Origin of the sequence: Nocardia yunnanensis (assembly GCF_003626895.1) — a bacterium.
Lineage (GTDB): Bacteria > Actinomycetota > Actinomycetes > Mycobacteriales > Mycobacteriaceae > Nocardia > Nocardia yunnanensis.
In genome coordinates, this window is sequence record NZ_CP032568.1 from 71,999 (window position 1) to 89,067 (window position 17,069).

Consider the following 17,069-nt stretch of genomic DNA (forward strand, 5'->3'; position numbering starts at 1 on the left):
GCTCCTTACCGGCGGCCGGCGCGCAGGAATTCGCCGGTCCGCTCCTTGCCGAGGGTGGCGGACCGCTCGCCGAGACCGAACACGAACTCGCCGTTGACCAGGACCGCGGTGACGGTGTCGTCATTGCGGTTGACCATGCGCGAGAGGTTGTCGAACTCGGGAATCGGGTTCTCCGCGTACGTTTCCAGGCTCTCGTCGAGCCGGGCGGGGTCGATGATCAGCACGTCCGCGCGGTCGCCTTCGCGCAGGCGCCCGGCGTCGAGACCGTACCAGTCGGCCAGCTCGCCGGTGACGCGATGGATGGCCCGCTCTACGGTCAGAAACGGTGTCCCGGCCTGCTGCGCCCGATGCACCCGCTTCAGGAACCGCAGCCCGAAGTTGTAGAAGGCCATATTGCGCAGATGCGCGCCCGCGTCCGAGAACCCCAGCTGCACACTGGGATCCGCGGCCAGCGTATCGAGCACCTCGGGCCGGTGGTTGGAGATGGTGGTGCGCCAGCGCACCGCCGAGCCGTGCTCGACCAGCAGATCGAGGAACGCGTCCACCGGGTGGATCCCGCCGCGCTCCAGCCCCACCTGCCCGAAGGTCTTGCCGATCACGCTCGGATCCGGGCATTCGGTGATGTCGGCGTCGAAGAAGTCGCGGTGCCAGACCCGGGTGCCCCACTTCTTGTCGTAGTCCTTGCGGAACGCGCGCCGGTAGGCCGGATCCGCGAACAGCTCCTGCCGCTTCTCCAGCTGGTTGGACAAGTGCAAAGCCGCTGCGCCGGAACCGAATTCCTCGAACACCGGCAGGTCGATGCCGTCGGAGTACACCTCGAACGGCACCGGCAGATGCTGCCAGCGGAAGTCCCCGCCCAGCCCGTTGATGATCTTGCCGATCAGCGGGAAGATCTTCACGACCCCGGGAATGGCCTTGATGTCGGCCGCCGAGAGCAGGCTGACCTTCAGCCGCGGCCGGAACAACCCGAGACTGCTCAGCGCCATGCCGACCATGCTCTGCGGGCGCGCCACGTCCGGACCGCCCTGCAGCGCCCGGTTGCGTTCGCGCAGAATGCGATTGAGCCGCCGCCGTTCCTTGGCCGAGGCATAGGTGGACGGCAGCGTCCGCGACCGGCACACCTCCCCGTCCAGCTTGTCGAACAGCAGCTGCTGCGAGGACATGCCGACGAAGCCCGCGTCCAGCGCCTCGCGCAGCTTGTGCTCCATGGCCCGCAGCTCGGCATCGGTCGGTTTCACGTCCGGATCGGTGGCTCGCTGCAGACCCATCTGCGCCGTGCGGATATCCGAATGGCCGATGAAGGCGGCGATATTCGGTCCCAGCGGCAGCGACTCCAGCGCCCGCACGTACCCGTGCGCACTGTGCCAGGTCTTCAGCTCGTCGACCGCGGCGACCACGTGCCGGCGCGGAATCGCCTCGACCCGCCCGAACAGATCACCCGCGTCGGACCCCTCGACATGCACCGTGGACAGCGAGCAGGAACCCAGCAGCAGGGTGGTCACCCCGTGCCGCAGCGACTCCGACAGCGACGGATCCAGCAGCACCTCCACGTCGTAGTGGGTGTGGATGTCGATCATGCCGGGCATGACCCACCGATCGGTCGCGTCGATGACCTGCCCGCAACCGGTTTCGTCCAGCGGCGTGGCCGAGACGGTGGCCACCCGCCCGTCCCGGATGCCCAGATGCCGCAGCGCCGACGGCGCGCCCGTCCCGTCGAACCAGCGGCCGTTCTTGATGATGGTGTCGTACACAGGTATTCACTCCCCCAGCGAGAGATCGCGGCGCAGCACCTTGCCGGTGGCATTGCGCGGCAAAGGTTCCGCGGTGACCAGCCAGCGCGCCGGCACCTTGAAATAGGCCAGCTGCCCGGCCACATGAGCACGCAGGTCGTCCTCGGTCACCGAATCCGGTCGGTCCACCACGACGATGGCGGCGACCTCCTGTCCCAGATCCTCGTGCGGGACACCGATGACCGCCGATTCGCGCACCGCCGGATGTGCGTCCAGGACGTTCTCGATCTCCTGCGGGTAGACGTTCTCGCCGCCGCGCAGGATCAGATCCGACCGCCGGCCGGAGATGTAGAGCTTGCCCTCGCGCAGCGTGCCGAAATCACCGGTGCGCAGCCAGCGGTTCTCGTCGATGGCGGCCGCGGTGGCGGCCTCGTTGTTCCAGTAACCGAGCATGACGTACGGGCTGCGCACGCAGATCTCGCCCTCCTCGCCGTCGGGCACCACCTTGCCCTCGGGGTCGCGTACCTCGATCGAGACGCCGACCACCGCGCGGCCCACGGTCTCGTTGTCGGCGGCCAGTTCCGGCGGGGTGGCGACCGTGGCGGCGGTGCCGGATTCGGTGCAGCCGTAGCTGGTGGTGAGTCCCTGCAGCGCGACCGGGAATCGCTCGCGCAGCCGCTGCACCAATGCGGGCGAGGCCGGCGCGGAGTTCAGCGAGAACGCCGTCAGCGAGGACAGGTCGTACTTCGAGAGGTCCACGGCCAGAATGCGATTCGCCAGCGTCGGCACGGCCGCCCAGTTGGTCACCCGCTCGGCCGCCACCAGCGCCAGCAGTGATTCGGCGTCGAATTCCCCGGAGGTCGGGAAGATCACGGTGTCGCCGGTGGTGAGCCGCGGGATCGACAGATTGTGCAGGCTCGCGATGTGGAAGAGCGGCATGGTGGCCAGATACCGGCGTCCGGCCGGGGAACCGTCCCAGCGCTGCCCGCGGAAACCGGCCGACAGCGCGTCCATGAAGCGGTGATAGTCGGCGACCGCGACCATATTGCGCTGGGTGTGCACCACGCCCTTGGGCCGGCCGGTGGTCCCGCTGGTGTAGAGGATGATGGCCGGATCGTCCTCGGAGACGGCGGTCCTCGGATGGCCGCCCGCGAATTCCGCGATGAGCGCGGGCAGATCGGTCTCCATGGTGAGCACCGGGATGTCGGTGCCGGTCTCGGCGGCCAGCGCGGCCCGCTTGCCGTCGGCGATCACCACCTTCGGGGTGGAATGCTCCAAGCCGTAGGCGATTTCGCGCGGCACCCACCAGGCGTTGTAGCCGACCGGGATCGCGCCCAGGCGCTGCGCGGCCCAGAAGGTCAGCACCCATTCGGGGGCGTTCGCGGCCAGGATGCCGACCCGGTCGCCCTTGCCGACGCCGTAGCGCTGCGCCAGCGCGGCGGCCAGCGCGCCGGCGGCCGCGTAGTGCTCGGCGAAGGTGTAGCGGGTGCGCGCGGACACCAGATACTCGCGATCGCCCAGTTCGCGGGAGGCTTCCAGCAGTTCCAGCAGCGAGCCGTGGCGGTTCGCGAACACCGTCTGCGGCGCGCCCAGCACCTGCTCCACCGTCATCTCGAACGGCCCGCCCGGCCCGGTCAGCTGTGCGGCGACCTGCGCGGCGAGCGCTTGGAGATCAATGGCATTGGTCATGAGTCGAGTCCTCGGGTGTCGATGCGCCGGCCTTCGCAGCTTGCCGCAGCGAGCCGGTGGCGCGGGCGCGAACCGCAAACTTTTGGTGCCGACGTACCACTTTCTGGGATGGCGGGCCACGGCGTGCCCGGGCGCCTCATGCCCGCCCCCGGACGGTGTCGAAGGTCGCCTTCAGGTAGGCGTCGGCACGATCGGAGCCGATCAGGCCGGGCGCCATGCGGTTCATGGCGTAGGCGAAGGTGACGCGATGGTCCAGGTCGTTGACCACGAACGCGCCGCCCAGCCCGGCCCACCAGCAGACCTTGCCGTCCGGCACGTGCGGGGCGGCCTGGGCCTGCGGCAGACCGTAGCCGATGCCGAAGCGCAGCGGCAGCATGAGGGCCAGGTCCACGCCGTCGGACTGCGGCTCGAAGATCAGCTCGATGGTCTTGTCCGACAGGAACTTCCGGCCATCCAGCGCGCCGCCATTGCTGACCAGCGATTGCAGCCGGGCGATGGAGCGGGCATTGCCGTGCCCGCCCATACCGCCGAGTTCGGCCTGCTGCCACTGCGGTGTGCCGCATTCGGCGAAGTCCAGCAGCGGCTGGAACAGCGTCTTGAACATGACGCTGTCCTGCGGCAGCAGCGATGGATCGAACTCCGGCAGCTCCGGCGGCACCAGGGTGGCGATGCGGCCCAGATCCGCTGCGGGCGTGCCGATGTGGAAATCCGCGCCCAGCGGCTCCGCCAGCTCCTCGGCGAAGAAGCGTCCCAGGGGGCGGCCGGTGATGCGTTCGATCACCGCGCCGATCAGGTGCCCGTAGTTCATGGCGTGATAGCCGGACGCGGTGCCGGGCTCCCACCAGGGCGGTTGTGCCGCCAGGCGATCCGCGGCGGCGTCGGGGTCGTAGATGTCCGGCAGCACGATCGGCGCCTCCCAGCCGGAGACGCCGGAGGTGTGCGAAAGCAGGTGTCGCACTTCGATATCGGCCTTGCCGTTGGCGGCGAACTCCGGCCAGTAGTGCGCCACCTTCTGGTACACGTCCAGCTCGCCCCGGTCGACCAGCAGCAGGGCGCTCAGGGCGACCATGGTCTTGGTGATGGAGAAGGTGTTGACCAAGGTGTCGACGTCCCACGGCCTGGTCCGCTCCGGATCGGCGTAACCGCCCCAGAGGTCGACCACGGTTTCGCCGTCCACCGTCACGCAGACCGAGGCGCCGAGCTCCGCACCCGATACGACTTGCTCGACGAAAGCCGCACGCAGAGAAGCGAACTCAGGGGCACAGAAACCGGCGACGGCATCGTCGCGCGCTGCGATATCCATGCCGCCCCCTACTGCTTCGCCGCCGCGCGTGCCCGCACCGGCGGTGCGAACCCGTACGCCTCGGCGCGCTGGGCGCCGCGCGCCATCTCCTTCTCGAGATCGCGCACATACGGCTCGAACTCGATCTGGATGGTGTGCCGGGGCGAATCGTAGTAGCGCCCCGAACGGGCCGCCTCGGCCTGTTCGATCGCCTCGGTCATCTCCGTCCGCGACGGCAGGCGGTAGTTGCCGGTCAGATACGCCGCGACCAGCTTCGACTGCTGCTCGGCGAAATTCACCAGGGTCGGCAGCGGCTGCGCCAGGCCGAGGAAGAACAGATTGTCCACGCCGGGCTTGATCATCTGGCGGAACAGCGGGAACCGGTTGCGCGCGTCGGGCAGCAGTTCCGGATCGGTGAAGAACGGGAAGCTGATGTGATATCCGGTGGCACACAACACCACGTCGACGGCCTCGATGCTGCCGTCGGCGAAATGCACCTTGTCACCGTCGAGCTTGGTGATGGCGGGCTTGAAGGTGATGTCGCCGCAGCCGGCCCGATGCAGGAACTCCTCACTGGCCGAGGGATGCGCCTCGAACGGCAGGTGATCCGGTTTGGGCAGCCCGTAATCCTCCATGTGGCCACGGTTTTTCACCACGAACCGCTGCTTGAGCTTGAGGCCCAGCTTCGGCGGCATCCACGCGGGCATCGAGCGCTTGTCGCCGACCTGACCGTTGACGTACTTCGGCAGCACCCACACGCCGCGGCGAGCCGACAGGTAGAACTTCGAGGCGATGAAGCGCTGCGAGAGCTCGGTGGCGATGTCCAGGCCCGAATTGCCCATGCCCACCACGACAATGCGCTTGCCGCGCATGTCGATCGGATCGAACGGGTCGTTGTAGGCGTGCGAATGCATGAGCACACCGTTGAATTCGCCGGGGTAGTCGGGCATGCGGGGATCCCAGTGGTGCCCGTTGCAGACCACCAGTGCGTCGTAGGTCGCGGTGGTGCCCTTGTCCGTGCCGATGACCCACAGTCCGTCGGCGTCGCGTTCGGCCGAAACGACCTTGTGGTTCAGCAGGATTCGATCGCCGAAGCCGAAGTGTTCGACGTAATCCTTGAAATACTGGTGCAATTGGCTGTGATGCGGGAAGTCCGGCCAGTCCTCGGGCGCGGGGAAGTCCTCGAATTGCAGGCGAAACTTCGAGGTGTCGATGTGCAGGCTCTGATAGCAGGCCGACATCCCGTTCGGGTTCTTGTAGTACCAGTTGCCGCCCACCTGGTCCGAGGCTTCGTAGCAGTCGAAGGGGATGCCGTACTCGGCGAGCCGCTTCGCGGCGGTGATGCCGGAGGGGCCCGCGCCGATGACGGCGACCCGGGGCAGGGCGGGATTCTGGGCAGATAGCGCAGCCAATTCACTCTCCTGGTTCGGCGATGGGACGCGGGGCCCCGGCCGGACGTGATGTGCCACACACGCTAACACTCACTAGACATCGCGTCTAGTGAGTCGACTTGCGTCTATTATTCAGGGCGTGACCCGATCAGACGCCGACTCGACCCGACGCACCTCGTTGCGCGATGAACAGAAGCGGCTCACCCGCACCCGGCTCATCGAAGCCGCCACCCAGCTGTTCACCACACAGGGCTACGCCACGGTCCGCGTCGACGACATCGCCGCCGCCGTCGGCTGCAGCCGCGCCACCTTCTACCTGCACTTCACCGGCAAACCGGATGTGTTGCGCGCCATCGCCGAACAGGGCACGCTGCCCAGCGTCCAGCACTTCTACGAGGACCTCGACCATGTGCTCGACTCCGGTTCGCGCACCGAGTTCGCGGCCTGGATGCGCCGGGCCATCGACTGGTTCCAGGAGTACAAGGATCTGCTGCCCGCCTGGGACGAGGCCACCGCGCTCGAACCCGAATTCCGGGAGGTGGCCCGGGAAGGCATCATGGCGCTGCCCAATGTCATGAGCTCCTACCTGTCCCGCTGGCCCGCCGACCGCCAGGACGAGGCCCGGCTGCGCATCGAACTGCTGGTCGCCCAACTGGAACGGTTCTTCACCCGCTGGGCCATGCAGGGCACCATCGACGTCTCCGCCGACGAGGCCGCCACCGTCCTCACCGACATCTGGTTCCCGGCCCTGCAGACGCCGGAGCGCTAGAGCGGCGTGACGCGGGCGCGGTCCAGTTCCCAGAAGGCCCGCAGCGCAACGATTTTCCCGCCCGCGTTCACCCGGTAGACGGCCACCAGATCGACCTCGACCGCCACGTCCGGGCGGGTGCTGCGAATGCTGCCGGTGAACGCGGCCTCACTGCCGCAGGCGAACGAATCCGCCCACTCGAATTCGATGCGGCTGGGCTCGATCGCCTTGTCCCAGAACGCCGCAATGGCCTCGCGACCCGAATGCCCCTCCCCCACCGGGTCGTACAGGGAGACGCCGACCGGATCCTCCACCCGCGCATCCGCGGCGAACAGCCCCAGCCATTCGGCCTTGCGTTTGGCGCGCACCGCCGCCTGCGAGGCGAGACCGGCACGACGGGCGGGATGTTCGGACACCATCCGGCCATCCTCGCCCCGGCCGGGTCTCGCGACAGCCGCGGATACCGGTGAGCGGGATACGACTCGGGCCGACGCATTCACGTCGGCCCGAAATCTGAAATTGAATTGTTTTATCTAGTGGGAGGCGGCGGAACCGGTCCAGCCGAAACCCGCGCCGGTGTCGGTCGGCTGGGTGTTGTTCACCAGGGCCTGGCACTGCTCGTAGGTCTGGCCCGAGGAAAGGCAGGCCTGCCAGGGGTCCAGCATCGTCGGGAAATCGGCGGCGGCGGTGGCCATCGGGCCGGCGATACCGCCCGCGATCAGCGTGGCGACGACAAACTTTTTCACGTGGAATCCTCCGAGTCTCTACCGAATCGCGGTAAAGGTTGCCACGCGAAATCCAAAAACACCAAGCGCTAGCGGAATTCGGGAAAAAGTTTAGGGGCGAGCCCCTAACGAACTCGGACCAAACCGTACAGATCACGCGACCCGGGCGGCCGTCACGGTCTCGATGGCCACGTAATAGCGATCGGTCAGCAAACGGACGACGGCCGGGTGCACGCCGATCGGCTCGGCCACGCCGTCCGCGCCGGCCTCGTGCAGGCGCTGATGGAACAGACCGTGGGCCAGCAGGTAGGAGGCGACGAACACGCGCCGCGCGCCGGAGGCCCGGACCGCGGCGACGACCTCGGGGACCTTCGGCTCGCCCGTCGCGATGTAGGCGAGGTGCGCCGGCGTGCCGATGCGGTCGGAGAGCAGGTTCGCGGCGCGCTGAACATCTTGGCGCGCACGGGAATCCGAGGAGCCGGCGGCGGCGAACACCACGGCGTCGCCCGGTCGCCAGCCCGCTGCCCGCAGGCGCAGGTGCATGACCTCCGCCAGCGCCGGATCCGGGCCCATGGCCTGGGTGACCGCGACCGCGTCGTGCGCACTCGCGGCCACCTCTCGCGGCACATCCTGATACACGTGGTAGCCCGAGGCGAGGAACGCCGGAACCACCACGGCGGGAACCGAACCCAGATCCCGCAACACCTCCGCCGGGGACGGCCCCAGCACATCCACGAACGCCGTCCGCACTCGCGGCGCGATCGCGATCTCACGCAACGATGCCGATGCGGCCCCGAAATCGGCACCGGCACCTGTCCTGGTCGATCCCGGGTACGCCGAAGTCGAGCCGGCGTGCGCGAGAGTCGATGCGGCCTCCGCGAGCGCCGCGGCACCGAGCTCACGCGCCACGGCTCCCGCCAGCTCGGCGATCATCTCCACGCCCCGCGCGCTCCTGGTACCGTGCGCGACCAGGATCAGGGCCGGGGCGCTCACCAGGCACCCCGAGCCGGACGCGGTGCGGCGGCACCGGGCGCGCCGTGCGGGCGCGCCGGAAAAGCTTGGCGGGCAACGCCACCCGGCTGCGGCACGGCGGCCGACGCCGGTCGGGCGGCCCCCGCGACCGCTGGCCGGACGCCGCCCGTGGCCGGAGTTCCGTTGGGCCGCACCGTACCCGGGGACGGCGAGGCCGCACCCTCGGGCCGCGCGACGCCGTCGACCGGGGCGCCGGCGCGAGCGATGGCGGTCGGTGCGGCCACCGCCGGCCGCGTCAGGCCGGTGGCGGTGGGCGGCGCGGGACGACGGTTCGCGCCCGTGGCGGGCGGCAGGTCAGGTAGGGGACGGCCCGCGGAGCGCGGCGGCATCTCGCGGCGCATGCCCAGGCCAGGGGAATGCGACGAAAGCTGTTGGCGGCCCAGGTGGCTCGGTGATTCCGGGTGCGGGTTGTCGATGCATTCGGCCGGGTCCAGGGCCAGGCGGTAGCCGCGCTTGACGACGGTCTGGATGGCCTTGGGGGTGCCCAGGCCGGCGCGCAGGCGGGCGATGGCGGTTTCGACGGCGTGGGTGTCGTCACCGCCGCCGGGCAGCGCCGCCAGCAGGTCCTCGCGGGAGACCACACGGCCGGGCTGGCGAGCCAGCGAACGCATCAAAGCCATGGGGGCCGGGGCCAATTGGCGCACCTGACCGTCGACGACGACGCAGCCGCCGCGGACGCTCAGGATGTGCCCGGCGGCCTGAATCCGGTTGGCGCGCCGGGGCAGTTCCTCGGCGACATGGCGGGCCAGCGCCCCCAGCCGGGCCCGGCCCGGCATGGAGGTCGACACTCCCAACTCCTCGAGCGGGGCCGCCGTGATCGGTCCGACGCAGGCCGGCAGCACCCGGGTGCGGAAGGCGTGCAGCACCGCCTCGAGTAGTCCGGTTTCCTTCGCGCGCATGAGAAGCGACGCCACGGCGGGCGCGCTGGTGAAGGTCACGCAGTCCAGGGCGGCGGTGACGATGCCCTCGATGAGCCGGTCCATCGGCGTGCGGTCCTCGGGCGGAATCCACCGGTAGACCGGGACCGGGACCACGTCGGCGCCCGCCATGCGCAGCACCTCGCAGAAGTCCGGCACCGGCTCCCACTCGGTGGTCGCGCCGTGCAGCTGCACCGCGATGCGGACGCCCTCGACGCCCTGCGCCAGCAGGTGATCCAGCACCTCGGCGCTGGATTCCGAAGCGGGAGACCATTCTTCGCGCAGTTCGGCCGCGCGGATGGCGCCCTTGGCCTTGGGGCCGCGGGCCAACATGCGGGTGGACGCCAGGGTGGCGCGCAGTTCCTCGGCCAGGCCCCAGCCCTCGGCGGCCTCCATCCAGCCGCGGAAGCCGATTCCGGTGGTGGCCACCGTGATCTGCGGCGGGTCGGTGACCAGCTGGCGGGTCACGCGCTCGAGTTCGGTGTCGTCGGCCAGCGGAATGATCCGGATGGCCGGGGCGGACACGACATTCGCGCCCCGGCGGGTGAGCAGGGTGCCGAGTTCGTCGGCGCGGCGGGCGGCGGTGATGCCGACCGTGAATCCAGCGAGCGGGGTACCGCCGTCGACCTCGGTCATGCCGTACCGCCCTGGAACACCAGGGGGTCGTTGGACACCGCGACCACGCCGTTCTCGACGCGCACCGCGTACACCGGCAGGGACACCGACTCGTCGTCCAGGCAGCGACCGTCGATCAGCGAGAAGGCCTGCTTGAGCAGCGGGGAGGCGACCACCGGCACGCCGCCGCGATCACCCACCAGCCCGCGCGACATGACCGCCGCCCGGCCGAAGGGATCGATATTGCCGACGGCGAACAGCGTCCCGTCGGCGGTGAGGAACAGGGCCGCCTGCCGGCCGCCCTTCAGCAGCACCGCCACGCCGCGGCCGGGAATCAGGTAATCCTGTCGGCAAGCCTGGGTCCAGCCGGTGATGCTGGTCGCGGTGCCGGGTGTGTCGATCACGGTCATCGGTATGTCTCCTCCGAACGGCCTGTACCTATTGGTACCGACGTCCTGTTTCCAAGCGGTTAAGCAGTCATTTCCCGTGCGTGGCGGACTCGGCGACCTTGGTCACGCCGGGCAGCTGCGGAGCCACTGCGACCGGAATGTCCGGAATTCCGAGCAGGACGGGCACCTTGCGCTCGCCGCTGTCGTCGAAACCGATGGTCGGATCGGACTCCTCGGGCGCGTTCACGAAGGACACGAAGCGCGAGAGCTTGCCCTCGTCCTCGAGCACCGCGGCCCACTCGTCCCTGTAGCCCTCGACGTGCTTGGCCATCGCGGCCTCCAGATCGGCGGCGATGCCGAGGCTGTCGTCGCACACCACGGCCTTGAGGTAGTCCATGCCGCCCTCGAGCGCCTCCTGCCAGGGCGCGGTGCGCTGCAGGCGATCGGCGGTGCGGATGTAGAACATCAGGTAGCGGTCGATGTAGCGGATGAGCGTCTCGTCGTCGAGCTCGCCGGCCAGCAGCACCGCGTGCTTGGGCGTCAGGCCGCCGTTGCCGCCGACGTACAGGTTCCAGCCGTTCTCGGTGGCGATGACGCCGACGTCCTTGCCGCGCGCCTCCGCGCACTCGCGGGCGCACCCCGACACCGCCAGCTTCAGCTTGTGCGGGGAACGCAAACCGCGGTAACGCTTTTCGAGCAGCACCGCCATGCCGACCGAATCCTGCTGGCCGTAGCGGCACCAGGTGGAGCCGACGCAGGACTTCACCGTGCGCAGCGACTTGCCGTACGCGTGACCGGATTCCATGCCGGCGTCCACCAGCCGCTTCCAGATCAGCGGCAGCTGTTCCACGCGCGCGCCGAACAGGTCGATGCGCTGGCCGCCGGTGACCTTCACGTACAGGCCGAACTCCTTGGCCACCTCACCGATGGTGATGAGCTGCTCGGCGGTCACCTCGCCGCCGGGCATGCGCGGCACCACCGAGTAGGTGCCGTTCTTCTGCAGGTTGGCCAGGAAGTGGTCGTTGGTGTCCTGCAGCGACGCCTGCTCGCCGTCGAGGATGTGATCGCTCGAGGTGGACGCCAGGATCGAGGCGACCGTCGGCTTGCAGATATCGCAGCCGGTGCCCTTGCCGTACTTGGCGATCAGGCCCGAGAAGGTGCGGATTCCGGTCGACTGGATGATGTGGAACAGCTCCGCGCGCGACTGCGAGAAGTGCTCGCACAGCGACTTGGAGACCTCCACCCCGGACTGCTCGAGCAGCTTCTTGAGCATGGGAACGCAACCGCCGCAGGAGGTTCCGGCATTGGTGCAGCTCTTGATGGCCGGCACGTCGCAGGCGCCGTCGGCGATGGCGCCGCAGATCGAACCCTTGGAGACGTTGTTGCAGGAGCAGATCTGCGCGTCGTCGGGCAGCGCGTCCGCGCCCAGTTCCGCACCGGCCGGGGAGATCAGCGCGGCCGGGTCCGCCGGCAGCGGGCGGCCGACCAGCGGGCGCAGCGCCGAGTACTGGGTGGCGTCGCCGACCAGCACACCGCCGAGCAGGGTCTGCGCGTCATCGGAGACGACGAGTTTGGCGTAGGTGCCCTTGGCGGCGTCGTGCAGCACCACCGACAGCGCGCCCTCGGTCTTGGCGTGCGCGTCGCCGAAGGAGGCTACGTCCACGCCCAGCAGCTTCAGCTTGGTGGACAGGTCCGCGCCGGGGAACTCGCCCGCGCCGCCCAGCAGGCGGTCGGCGACCACCTCGGCGGTGCTGTAGCCGGGGGCGACCAGGCCGTAGCAGACGCCCTCGACCGCGGCGACCTCACCGATGGCGTAGATGTTCGGGTCCGAGGTCTGCAACCCGAGGTCGGTGATGACACCGCCGCGCGGGCCGACCTCGAGGCCGGCGGTCTTGGCGATCTCGTCGCGCGGCCGCACGCCGGCGGCGAAAACCACCAGGGCCGCGCGCAATTCGGACTCGTCGGAGAACTTCACCGACAGCCGCTCCGAAACCGGTGCGCCCGCAACGGTTTCGATGGCCGACGTGCCGACCCCGGTGTGGACGGCCAGGCCCAGCTCGGTGACCAGCTTCTCGAGGATCGCGCCGCCGCCCTCGTCGATCTGGGCGGGCATCAGCCACTTGTTGAACTCGACCACGTGCGGGGTCATGCCCAGCAGCCGCAGCGCGTTGGCCGCCTCCAGCCCCAGCAGGCCGCCGCCGACCACGATGCCGACCGCGCCCGGACCGGCCGCCTCGGCCGCGGCCCGGATGCCGTCGAGGTCCTCGAGGGTGCGGTAGACGAAGCAGCCCTCGGCGTCGTGACCCGGCACCGGCGGCACGAAGGCGTAGGAGCCGGTCGCGAGAACCAGTGCGTCGTAACCGATCACCTCACCGCTCGAGGTGGTGACCTTGCGGGCGGTGCGGTCGATGGCGTCGGCCTTCACGCCCAGGCGGACGTCCACGAGCGCGTCACCGGCGTACTCGTTGCCGGGCAGCGCCAGCGCCGACGGCTCCCACGCCCCGACGTAGGAGGACAGGCCGACGCGGTCGTAGGCGGCCAGCTTCTCCTCGCTCAGGACGACGACCTGCCAGGCCCCGGCCTCGTCCCGGGAGCGCAGCGCCTCCACGAAGCGGTGGCCCACCATGCCGTGGCCGACCACGACGACGGTCTTGCGTTCGATGCTGTGGGTCATGACGGTCCCCTTCGAGAAATGGGCGAATCAGGCGCGAGCCGACGAGCTGGACTGGGCCGGGTTGGATGCGGGAACGGTTGCGGCGACGCCGGATTCGGCTTCGAGCACCAGGGCTTCCGCTTCGACGACCACATCGGCGTCGGCGGTCTCGGCCGGCAGCGAGTGCAGGCTCGGGCGGCGCATGAAGACCGCCCAGCAGACCAGGCCGCAGACCACGTAGAAGGCCATGAAGACCCAGAACGCGGTGGTCGCGGACTTGGTGGAGGCGTAGGAGGAACGCAGCACCAGGTTGATGCCGACGCCGCCGAGCGCGCCGATCGCGCCGACGAAACCGATGAGCGCGCCCGAGGTGTTGCGAGCCCACGCCGCGCGGGTGGCCGAATCGCCTTCCAGCGAGCGGGATTTGGCCTCGAACACCGAGGGGATGATCTTGGTGACCGCACCGTTGCCGATGCCGGAGATGACGAACAGCGCGGTGAACCCGACGATCATGGCCACCAGCACGCCGCCCTTGGGGTACCCGGCGTGATCACCCATCGTGGAGGCCACCGCGACCAGCACGGCCGCCGCGGTCATGGCCGTGAACGTGTACAGCGTGACCTTGCTGCCGCCGAGCCGGTCGGCCCACTTGCCGCCGTAGGGGCGGGCCAGCGAACCCAGCAGCGGGCCGATGAAGGCGATCTGCGCGGCGTGCAGGGTGGCCGCCGCGACGCTCGCGCCACCGGCCTTGAAGCTGATCTGCAGCACCTGGCCGAAGGCGAAGCTGTAGCCGATGAACGAACCGAAGGTGCCGATGTAGAGGAAGGCGATGGCCCACGACTGCGGCACCCGCAGCGCCTTCAGCATGTAGGACAGGTCGGCCTTCTGGTTCTTGACGTTGTCCATGTACAGCGCCGCGCCGATGGCCGCGACCGCGATCAGCACCAGGTAGACCGCGCACACCACCGAGGCGTTGCCGTACGCGTTGCCGAGGGTCGCGATCACCGCGAGCCCGATCAACTGCACCACCGGCACGCCGATATTGCCGCCGCCGGCATTGATGCCCAGCGCCCAGCCCTTGAGCCGCTGCGGGTAGAAGACGTTGATGTTGGACATCGACGAGGAGAAGTTGCCGCCGCCCAGGCCCGCGAAGGCCGCCACGATCAGGAACGTCGTGTAGGAGGTGCTCGGCTGGTTGACGAAGTACAGCGCCAGCAGCGTGGGGATAAGCAGCAGCAGCGCGCTGACGATGGTCCAGTTGCGGCCGCCGAACTTGGCGGTCAGCACGGTGTAGGGAATGCGCATGATGCCGCCGACCAGGGTCGGCACCGCGCCCAGGAAGAACTTGCCCGCCGGATCGATGTGGAAGACCGCGGTCGGCATGAACAGCACCATGACCGACCAGATCGACCACACCGAGAATCCGACATGCTCGGCGAACACCGACCAGATCAGATTGCGGCGCGCGATGTTCTTACCACCGGCTTCCCACGCCTCGACATCCTCGGCATCCCAATGCTCGATGTCGCGCTTGCGGTTCAGCGTCGTCAACAAGAGGCCCTCCTGAAATCTGGATGGCCCCAAGGTAGAAAACGGGTATTGCGTCGATGCTGCGCGAAATGACCGGCAAATCAACGGTTGCTCACGATTACCCGGTATACGGCGTGAGAAGTGGCTCTATGTTTCGGGCATGTGACACAACGGTTTCCGGCGGTCACAAAACGCCAGTAAACGCGAATCCGAGCCGTGAGGTGAGAGTCCTGCCACAAAGCATGGACCCAACCTCACGGCTCGGCAACTCGAACGGTGAAATTGTTCGGAAGGGCGGATAACCGCTAATTCCAGGTGTCTTCGAGCAGCTGCGGCTTGCACGCCAGCCAGCCGCCGGCCATCAGCACCAGCACCGCCAGCACCAGGAAACCGAACGGCGCCAGCCAACCGCCGGTCATCGTGTGCAGCGCGCCGAACACCAGCGGGCCCGTGCACGCCACCGAGTAGCCGACGCCCTGGGTGAACCCGGACAGCGCGGCCGAACCGGCGCCGGTGCGGGTGCGCAGGTTGATCAGCGTCAGGGCCATCGGGAAGGTCGAGGGGCCCAGGCCCAGCGCCAGCACCCACAGCAGCGGGGCGCTCATGGGCGCGATCAGCAGGCCGGCGAAGCCGATGAAGAAGAACACCGCGCAGCCGATCACCACCGGGAACGGATTGGCCATGCGGCCCACCACGATCGGCGCGGCCAGTGCGGCCGCCAGCCCGAACAGCGCGAACAGCCCGACCATGCTGCCGCCGAAGGACGCGCTGGCCCCGGCGTCGCCGAAGATCGTCGGCATCCAGGTGAACAGCGAATAGGTGATGAGCGAGGTCATGCCGAACATGAAGGCCATGCCCCACGCCAGCGGCGAACGCCACACCTTGCCCGTGGCTTCGATTGGCTCCGAAGGCAATTCGGTGACATCGGCGCGGGCGGCGCCGCGGCGCACCCGCAGCACGGCCACCCACGGCAGGACCGCGGCGAAGGCCAGCCCGGCCCACATGCCCAGCGAGATCCGCCAGCCGTGCGCGTCCGCGACCGGCACCGTGATCAGCGCCGGGAACACCGTGCCCAGCTGCACCATCACGATGTAGACCGAGCTGAGCAGCGCCAGCCGATCGGAGAAGTAGCGCTTCACCAGCGGCGGGATCACGATATTGCCGACGCCCATGCCGGCCAGCGCGAAGGCCGAGAAGGCCAGCAGCTCCCAGGTGTCGGGCACGATCGCCCGCAGCGCCGAGCCGAGGCCGGTCATGAGCATGGCCACCAGCGCGGTCAGTTCCAGGCCGAGCCGCCGCGACAGGATCGGGGTCAGCAGCCCGCCGAGGGCGAACATGGCCGTGGGCAGCATGCCGAACACGCCGACCACCGCGGTGGAGTAGCCGATGTCCGCGCCGATGCGGGCCGCGAGCGGGGTGAACGCGGTGACGGCCACGCGCAGGGTGAGGGCCGAGACGACGATGGCCGCGAAGACCAGCAGGCGGCCCTCGAAGAGCGATCGCCGGGAGATCTCGTGGTCGGGCGGGATGGCGGTGCGATCGATGGCGGCGGGTCGGCGGGTGGCGGGGGCGGTTCCCCGCTGGCTTGTCATCGTCTCATCCATCGTCACAGTCACCACGAAATCATAGGATGACCCGATGATGTGATGCAACGAATGTGAGGCAGGGTACGCTGTCACCCGTGCAACCAGTCCGGCGCACGAGCCTCATCGCCCAGGTGACAGAGCAGCTTCGTGCCGAAATCCGTTCCGGCCGTTGGGCCGTCGGCTCGCGTATCCCCACCGAGCCCGAACTCACCGAACTCACCGGCACCGGCCGCAATACCGTGCGCGAGGCCGTGCAGGCGCTCGTGCACGCCGGCATGCTCGAGCGCAGACAGGGGTCGGGGACCTATGTGATCAGCACCTCGAGCCTGGGCGGCACGCTGTCGGAGTACTTCGCCGACGCCCAGCAGCGCGATCTGCTGGAACTGCGCCAGGCGCTCGACACCACCGCCGCCCGGCTCGCCGCCACCCGCCGCGACGAGACCGACATAGCGACCCTGCGGCGACTGCTCGAGGATCGAACCCGATTCTGGGACAACGACTTCGACGCCGCCATCGAGGCCGACGTGCAAATCCACCGCGCCATCGTGGTCGCCAGCCACAATGCGGTATACCTGGAGTTCTACGACTCGCTGCTGCCCGTCATCGCGGCCGGGATCCGCTTCCGTTCCGAACAGGACGGCGCGACCTACCACGACGAGCACGCCGAGCTGGTGCAGGCCGTGGTCGACGGCGATCCCGACCGGGCCGGCCGGGTGGCCAACTGCTTCCTCGACTCGCTCATGGCCGAATACCGGACGCTTGATACGAATTCGGAGTAACCG

The 17,069-nt window shown here is 69.0% G+C and carries 13 protein-coding genes and 1 pseudogene; 2 read left to right on the plus strand and 12 right to left on the minus strand.

Features of this window, described 5'->3' with window-relative positions:
- Positions 1 to 5: 5 nt before the first annotated feature.
- From D7D52_RS00310 to D7D52_RS00325, 4 genes are all read right to left on the minus strand, one after another.
- A complete protein-coding gene (locus D7D52_RS00310; protein WP_120734526.1) occupies positions 6 to 1,751 on the minus strand; it encodes an N-acyl-D-amino-acid deacylase family protein in 1,746 nt (581 codons plus the stop codon).
- A 6-nt stretch (positions 1,752 to 1,757) separates the two neighbouring features.
- Positions 1,758 to 3,419 carry a steroid-24-oyl-CoA synthetase gene (gene casG, locus D7D52_RS00315; RefSeq protein ID WP_120734527.1) on the minus strand — a complete coding sequence of 554 codons (1,662 nt, stop codon included), beginning with the start codon at positions 3,417 to 3,419 and terminating at the stop codon, positions 1,758 to 1,760.
- Positions 3,420 to 3,555: 136 nt separating this feature from the next.
- Entirely contained in the window at positions 3,556 to 4,722 is a 1,167-nt protein-coding gene (locus tag D7D52_RS00320; RefSeq protein WP_120734528.1) for a serine hydrolase domain-containing protein, read from the minus strand.
- Positions 4,723 to 4,730: 8 nt separating this feature from the next.
- Positions 4,731 to 6,113 (minus strand): flavin-containing monooxygenase, encoded by a 1,383-nt coding sequence (locus tag D7D52_RS00325; RefSeq protein ID WP_120734529.1) that lies wholly within the window; start codon positions 6,111 to 6,113, stop codon positions 4,731 to 4,733.
- A 118-nt stretch (positions 6,114 to 6,231) separates the two neighbouring features.
- On the opposite strand from D7D52_RS00325, the gene D7D52_RS00330 reads away from it, so the two are divergent.
- Entirely contained in the window at positions 6,232 to 6,861 is a 630-nt protein-coding gene (locus D7D52_RS00330; RefSeq protein WP_187703088.1) for a TetR/AcrR family transcriptional regulator, read from the plus strand.
- On the opposite strand, the gene D7D52_RS00335 is transcribed toward D7D52_RS00330, so the two are convergent.
- The 8 genes and pseudogenes from D7D52_RS00335 to D7D52_RS00370 form a co-directional block, all read right to left on the minus strand.
- A complete protein-coding gene (locus D7D52_RS00335) occupies positions 6,858 to 7,259 on the minus strand; it encodes a nuclear transport factor 2 family protein (RefSeq protein WP_120734530.1) in 402 nt (133 codons plus the stop codon). The genes D7D52_RS00330 and D7D52_RS00335 overlap by 4 nt on opposite strands.
- Before the next feature lie 114 nt (positions 7,260 to 7,373).
- Complete coding sequence (locus D7D52_RS00340) at positions 7,374 to 7,586, minus strand: hypothetical protein (protein WP_120734531.1); 213 nt, start codon at positions 7,584 to 7,586, stop codon at positions 7,374 to 7,376.
- Positions 7,587 to 7,718: 132 nt separating this feature from the next.
- Positions 7,719 to 8,558, minus strand: coding sequence for a sirohydrochlorin chelatase (locus tag D7D52_RS00345; protein WP_246023565.1), 840 nt, complete (start codon positions 8,556 to 8,558; stop codon positions 7,719 to 7,721).
- Positions 8,559 to 9,004: 446 nt separating this feature from the next.
- Positions 9,005 to 10,150, minus strand: a pseudogene (locus tag D7D52_RS00350) (uroporphyrinogen-III synthase); the annotation flags it as partial.
- Positions 10,147 to 10,539, minus strand: a complete 393-nt coding sequence (gene nirD, locus D7D52_RS00355) for a nitrite reductase small subunit NirD (RefSeq protein WP_120734532.1) — start codon at positions 10,537 to 10,539, stop codon at positions 10,147 to 10,149. The gene nirD and the pseudogene D7D52_RS00350, both read right to left, overlap by 4 nt.
- A 67-nt stretch (positions 10,540 to 10,606) precedes the next feature.
- The gene (nirB, locus tag D7D52_RS00360) at positions 10,607 to 13,180 is read right to left on the minus strand and encodes a nitrite reductase large subunit NirB (protein WP_120743661.1); all 2,574 of its coding nucleotides are present in this window, start codon (positions 13,178 to 13,180) and stop codon (positions 10,607 to 10,609) included.
- Between the two features lie 39 nt (positions 13,181 to 13,219).
- Positions 13,220 to 14,722: a nitrate/nitrite transporter gene (locus D7D52_RS00365; protein WP_425464645.1), complete on the minus strand. Its 1,503-nt coding sequence runs from the start codon at positions 14,720 to 14,722 to the stop codon at positions 13,220 to 13,222.
- A 284-nt stretch (positions 14,723 to 15,006) separates the two neighbouring features.
- On the minus strand, positions 15,007 to 16,293 hold the full coding sequence (locus D7D52_RS00370) for an MFS transporter (protein ID WP_120743662.1): 1,287 nt from the start codon (positions 16,291 to 16,293) through the stop codon (positions 15,007 to 15,009).
- Positions 16,294 to 16,382: 89 nt separating this feature from the next.
- Here D7D52_RS00370 and D7D52_RS00375 point away from each other — a divergent pair, with 89 nt between their 5' ends.
- Complete coding sequence (locus D7D52_RS00375) at positions 16,383 to 17,066, plus strand: FadR/GntR family transcriptional regulator (RefSeq protein ID WP_120734534.1); 684 nt, start codon at positions 16,383 to 16,385, stop codon at positions 17,064 to 17,066.
- Positions 17,067 to 17,069: the final 3 nt, after the last annotated feature.

Coding starts and splice junctions, on each gene's coding strand:
- casG (WP_120734527.1), bottom strand. CDS start 3,419: ATGACCAATGCCATTGATCTCCAAGCGCTCGCCGCGCAGGTCGCCGCA.
- D7D52_RS00320 (WP_120734528.1), bottom strand. CDS start 4,722: ATGGATATCGCAGCGCGCGACGATGCCGTCGCCGGTTTCTGTGCCCCT.
- D7D52_RS00335 (WP_120734530.1), bottom strand. CDS start 7,259: ATGGTGTCCGAACATCCCGCCCGTCGTGCCGGTCTCGCCTCGCAGGCG.
- nirD (WP_120734532.1), bottom strand. CDS start 10,539: ATGACCGTGATCGACACACCCGGCACCGCGACCAGCATCACCGGCTGG.
- D7D52_RS00370 (WP_120743662.1), bottom strand. CDS start 16,293: ATGACAAGCCAGCGGGGAACCGCCCCCGCCACCCGCCGACCCGCCGCC.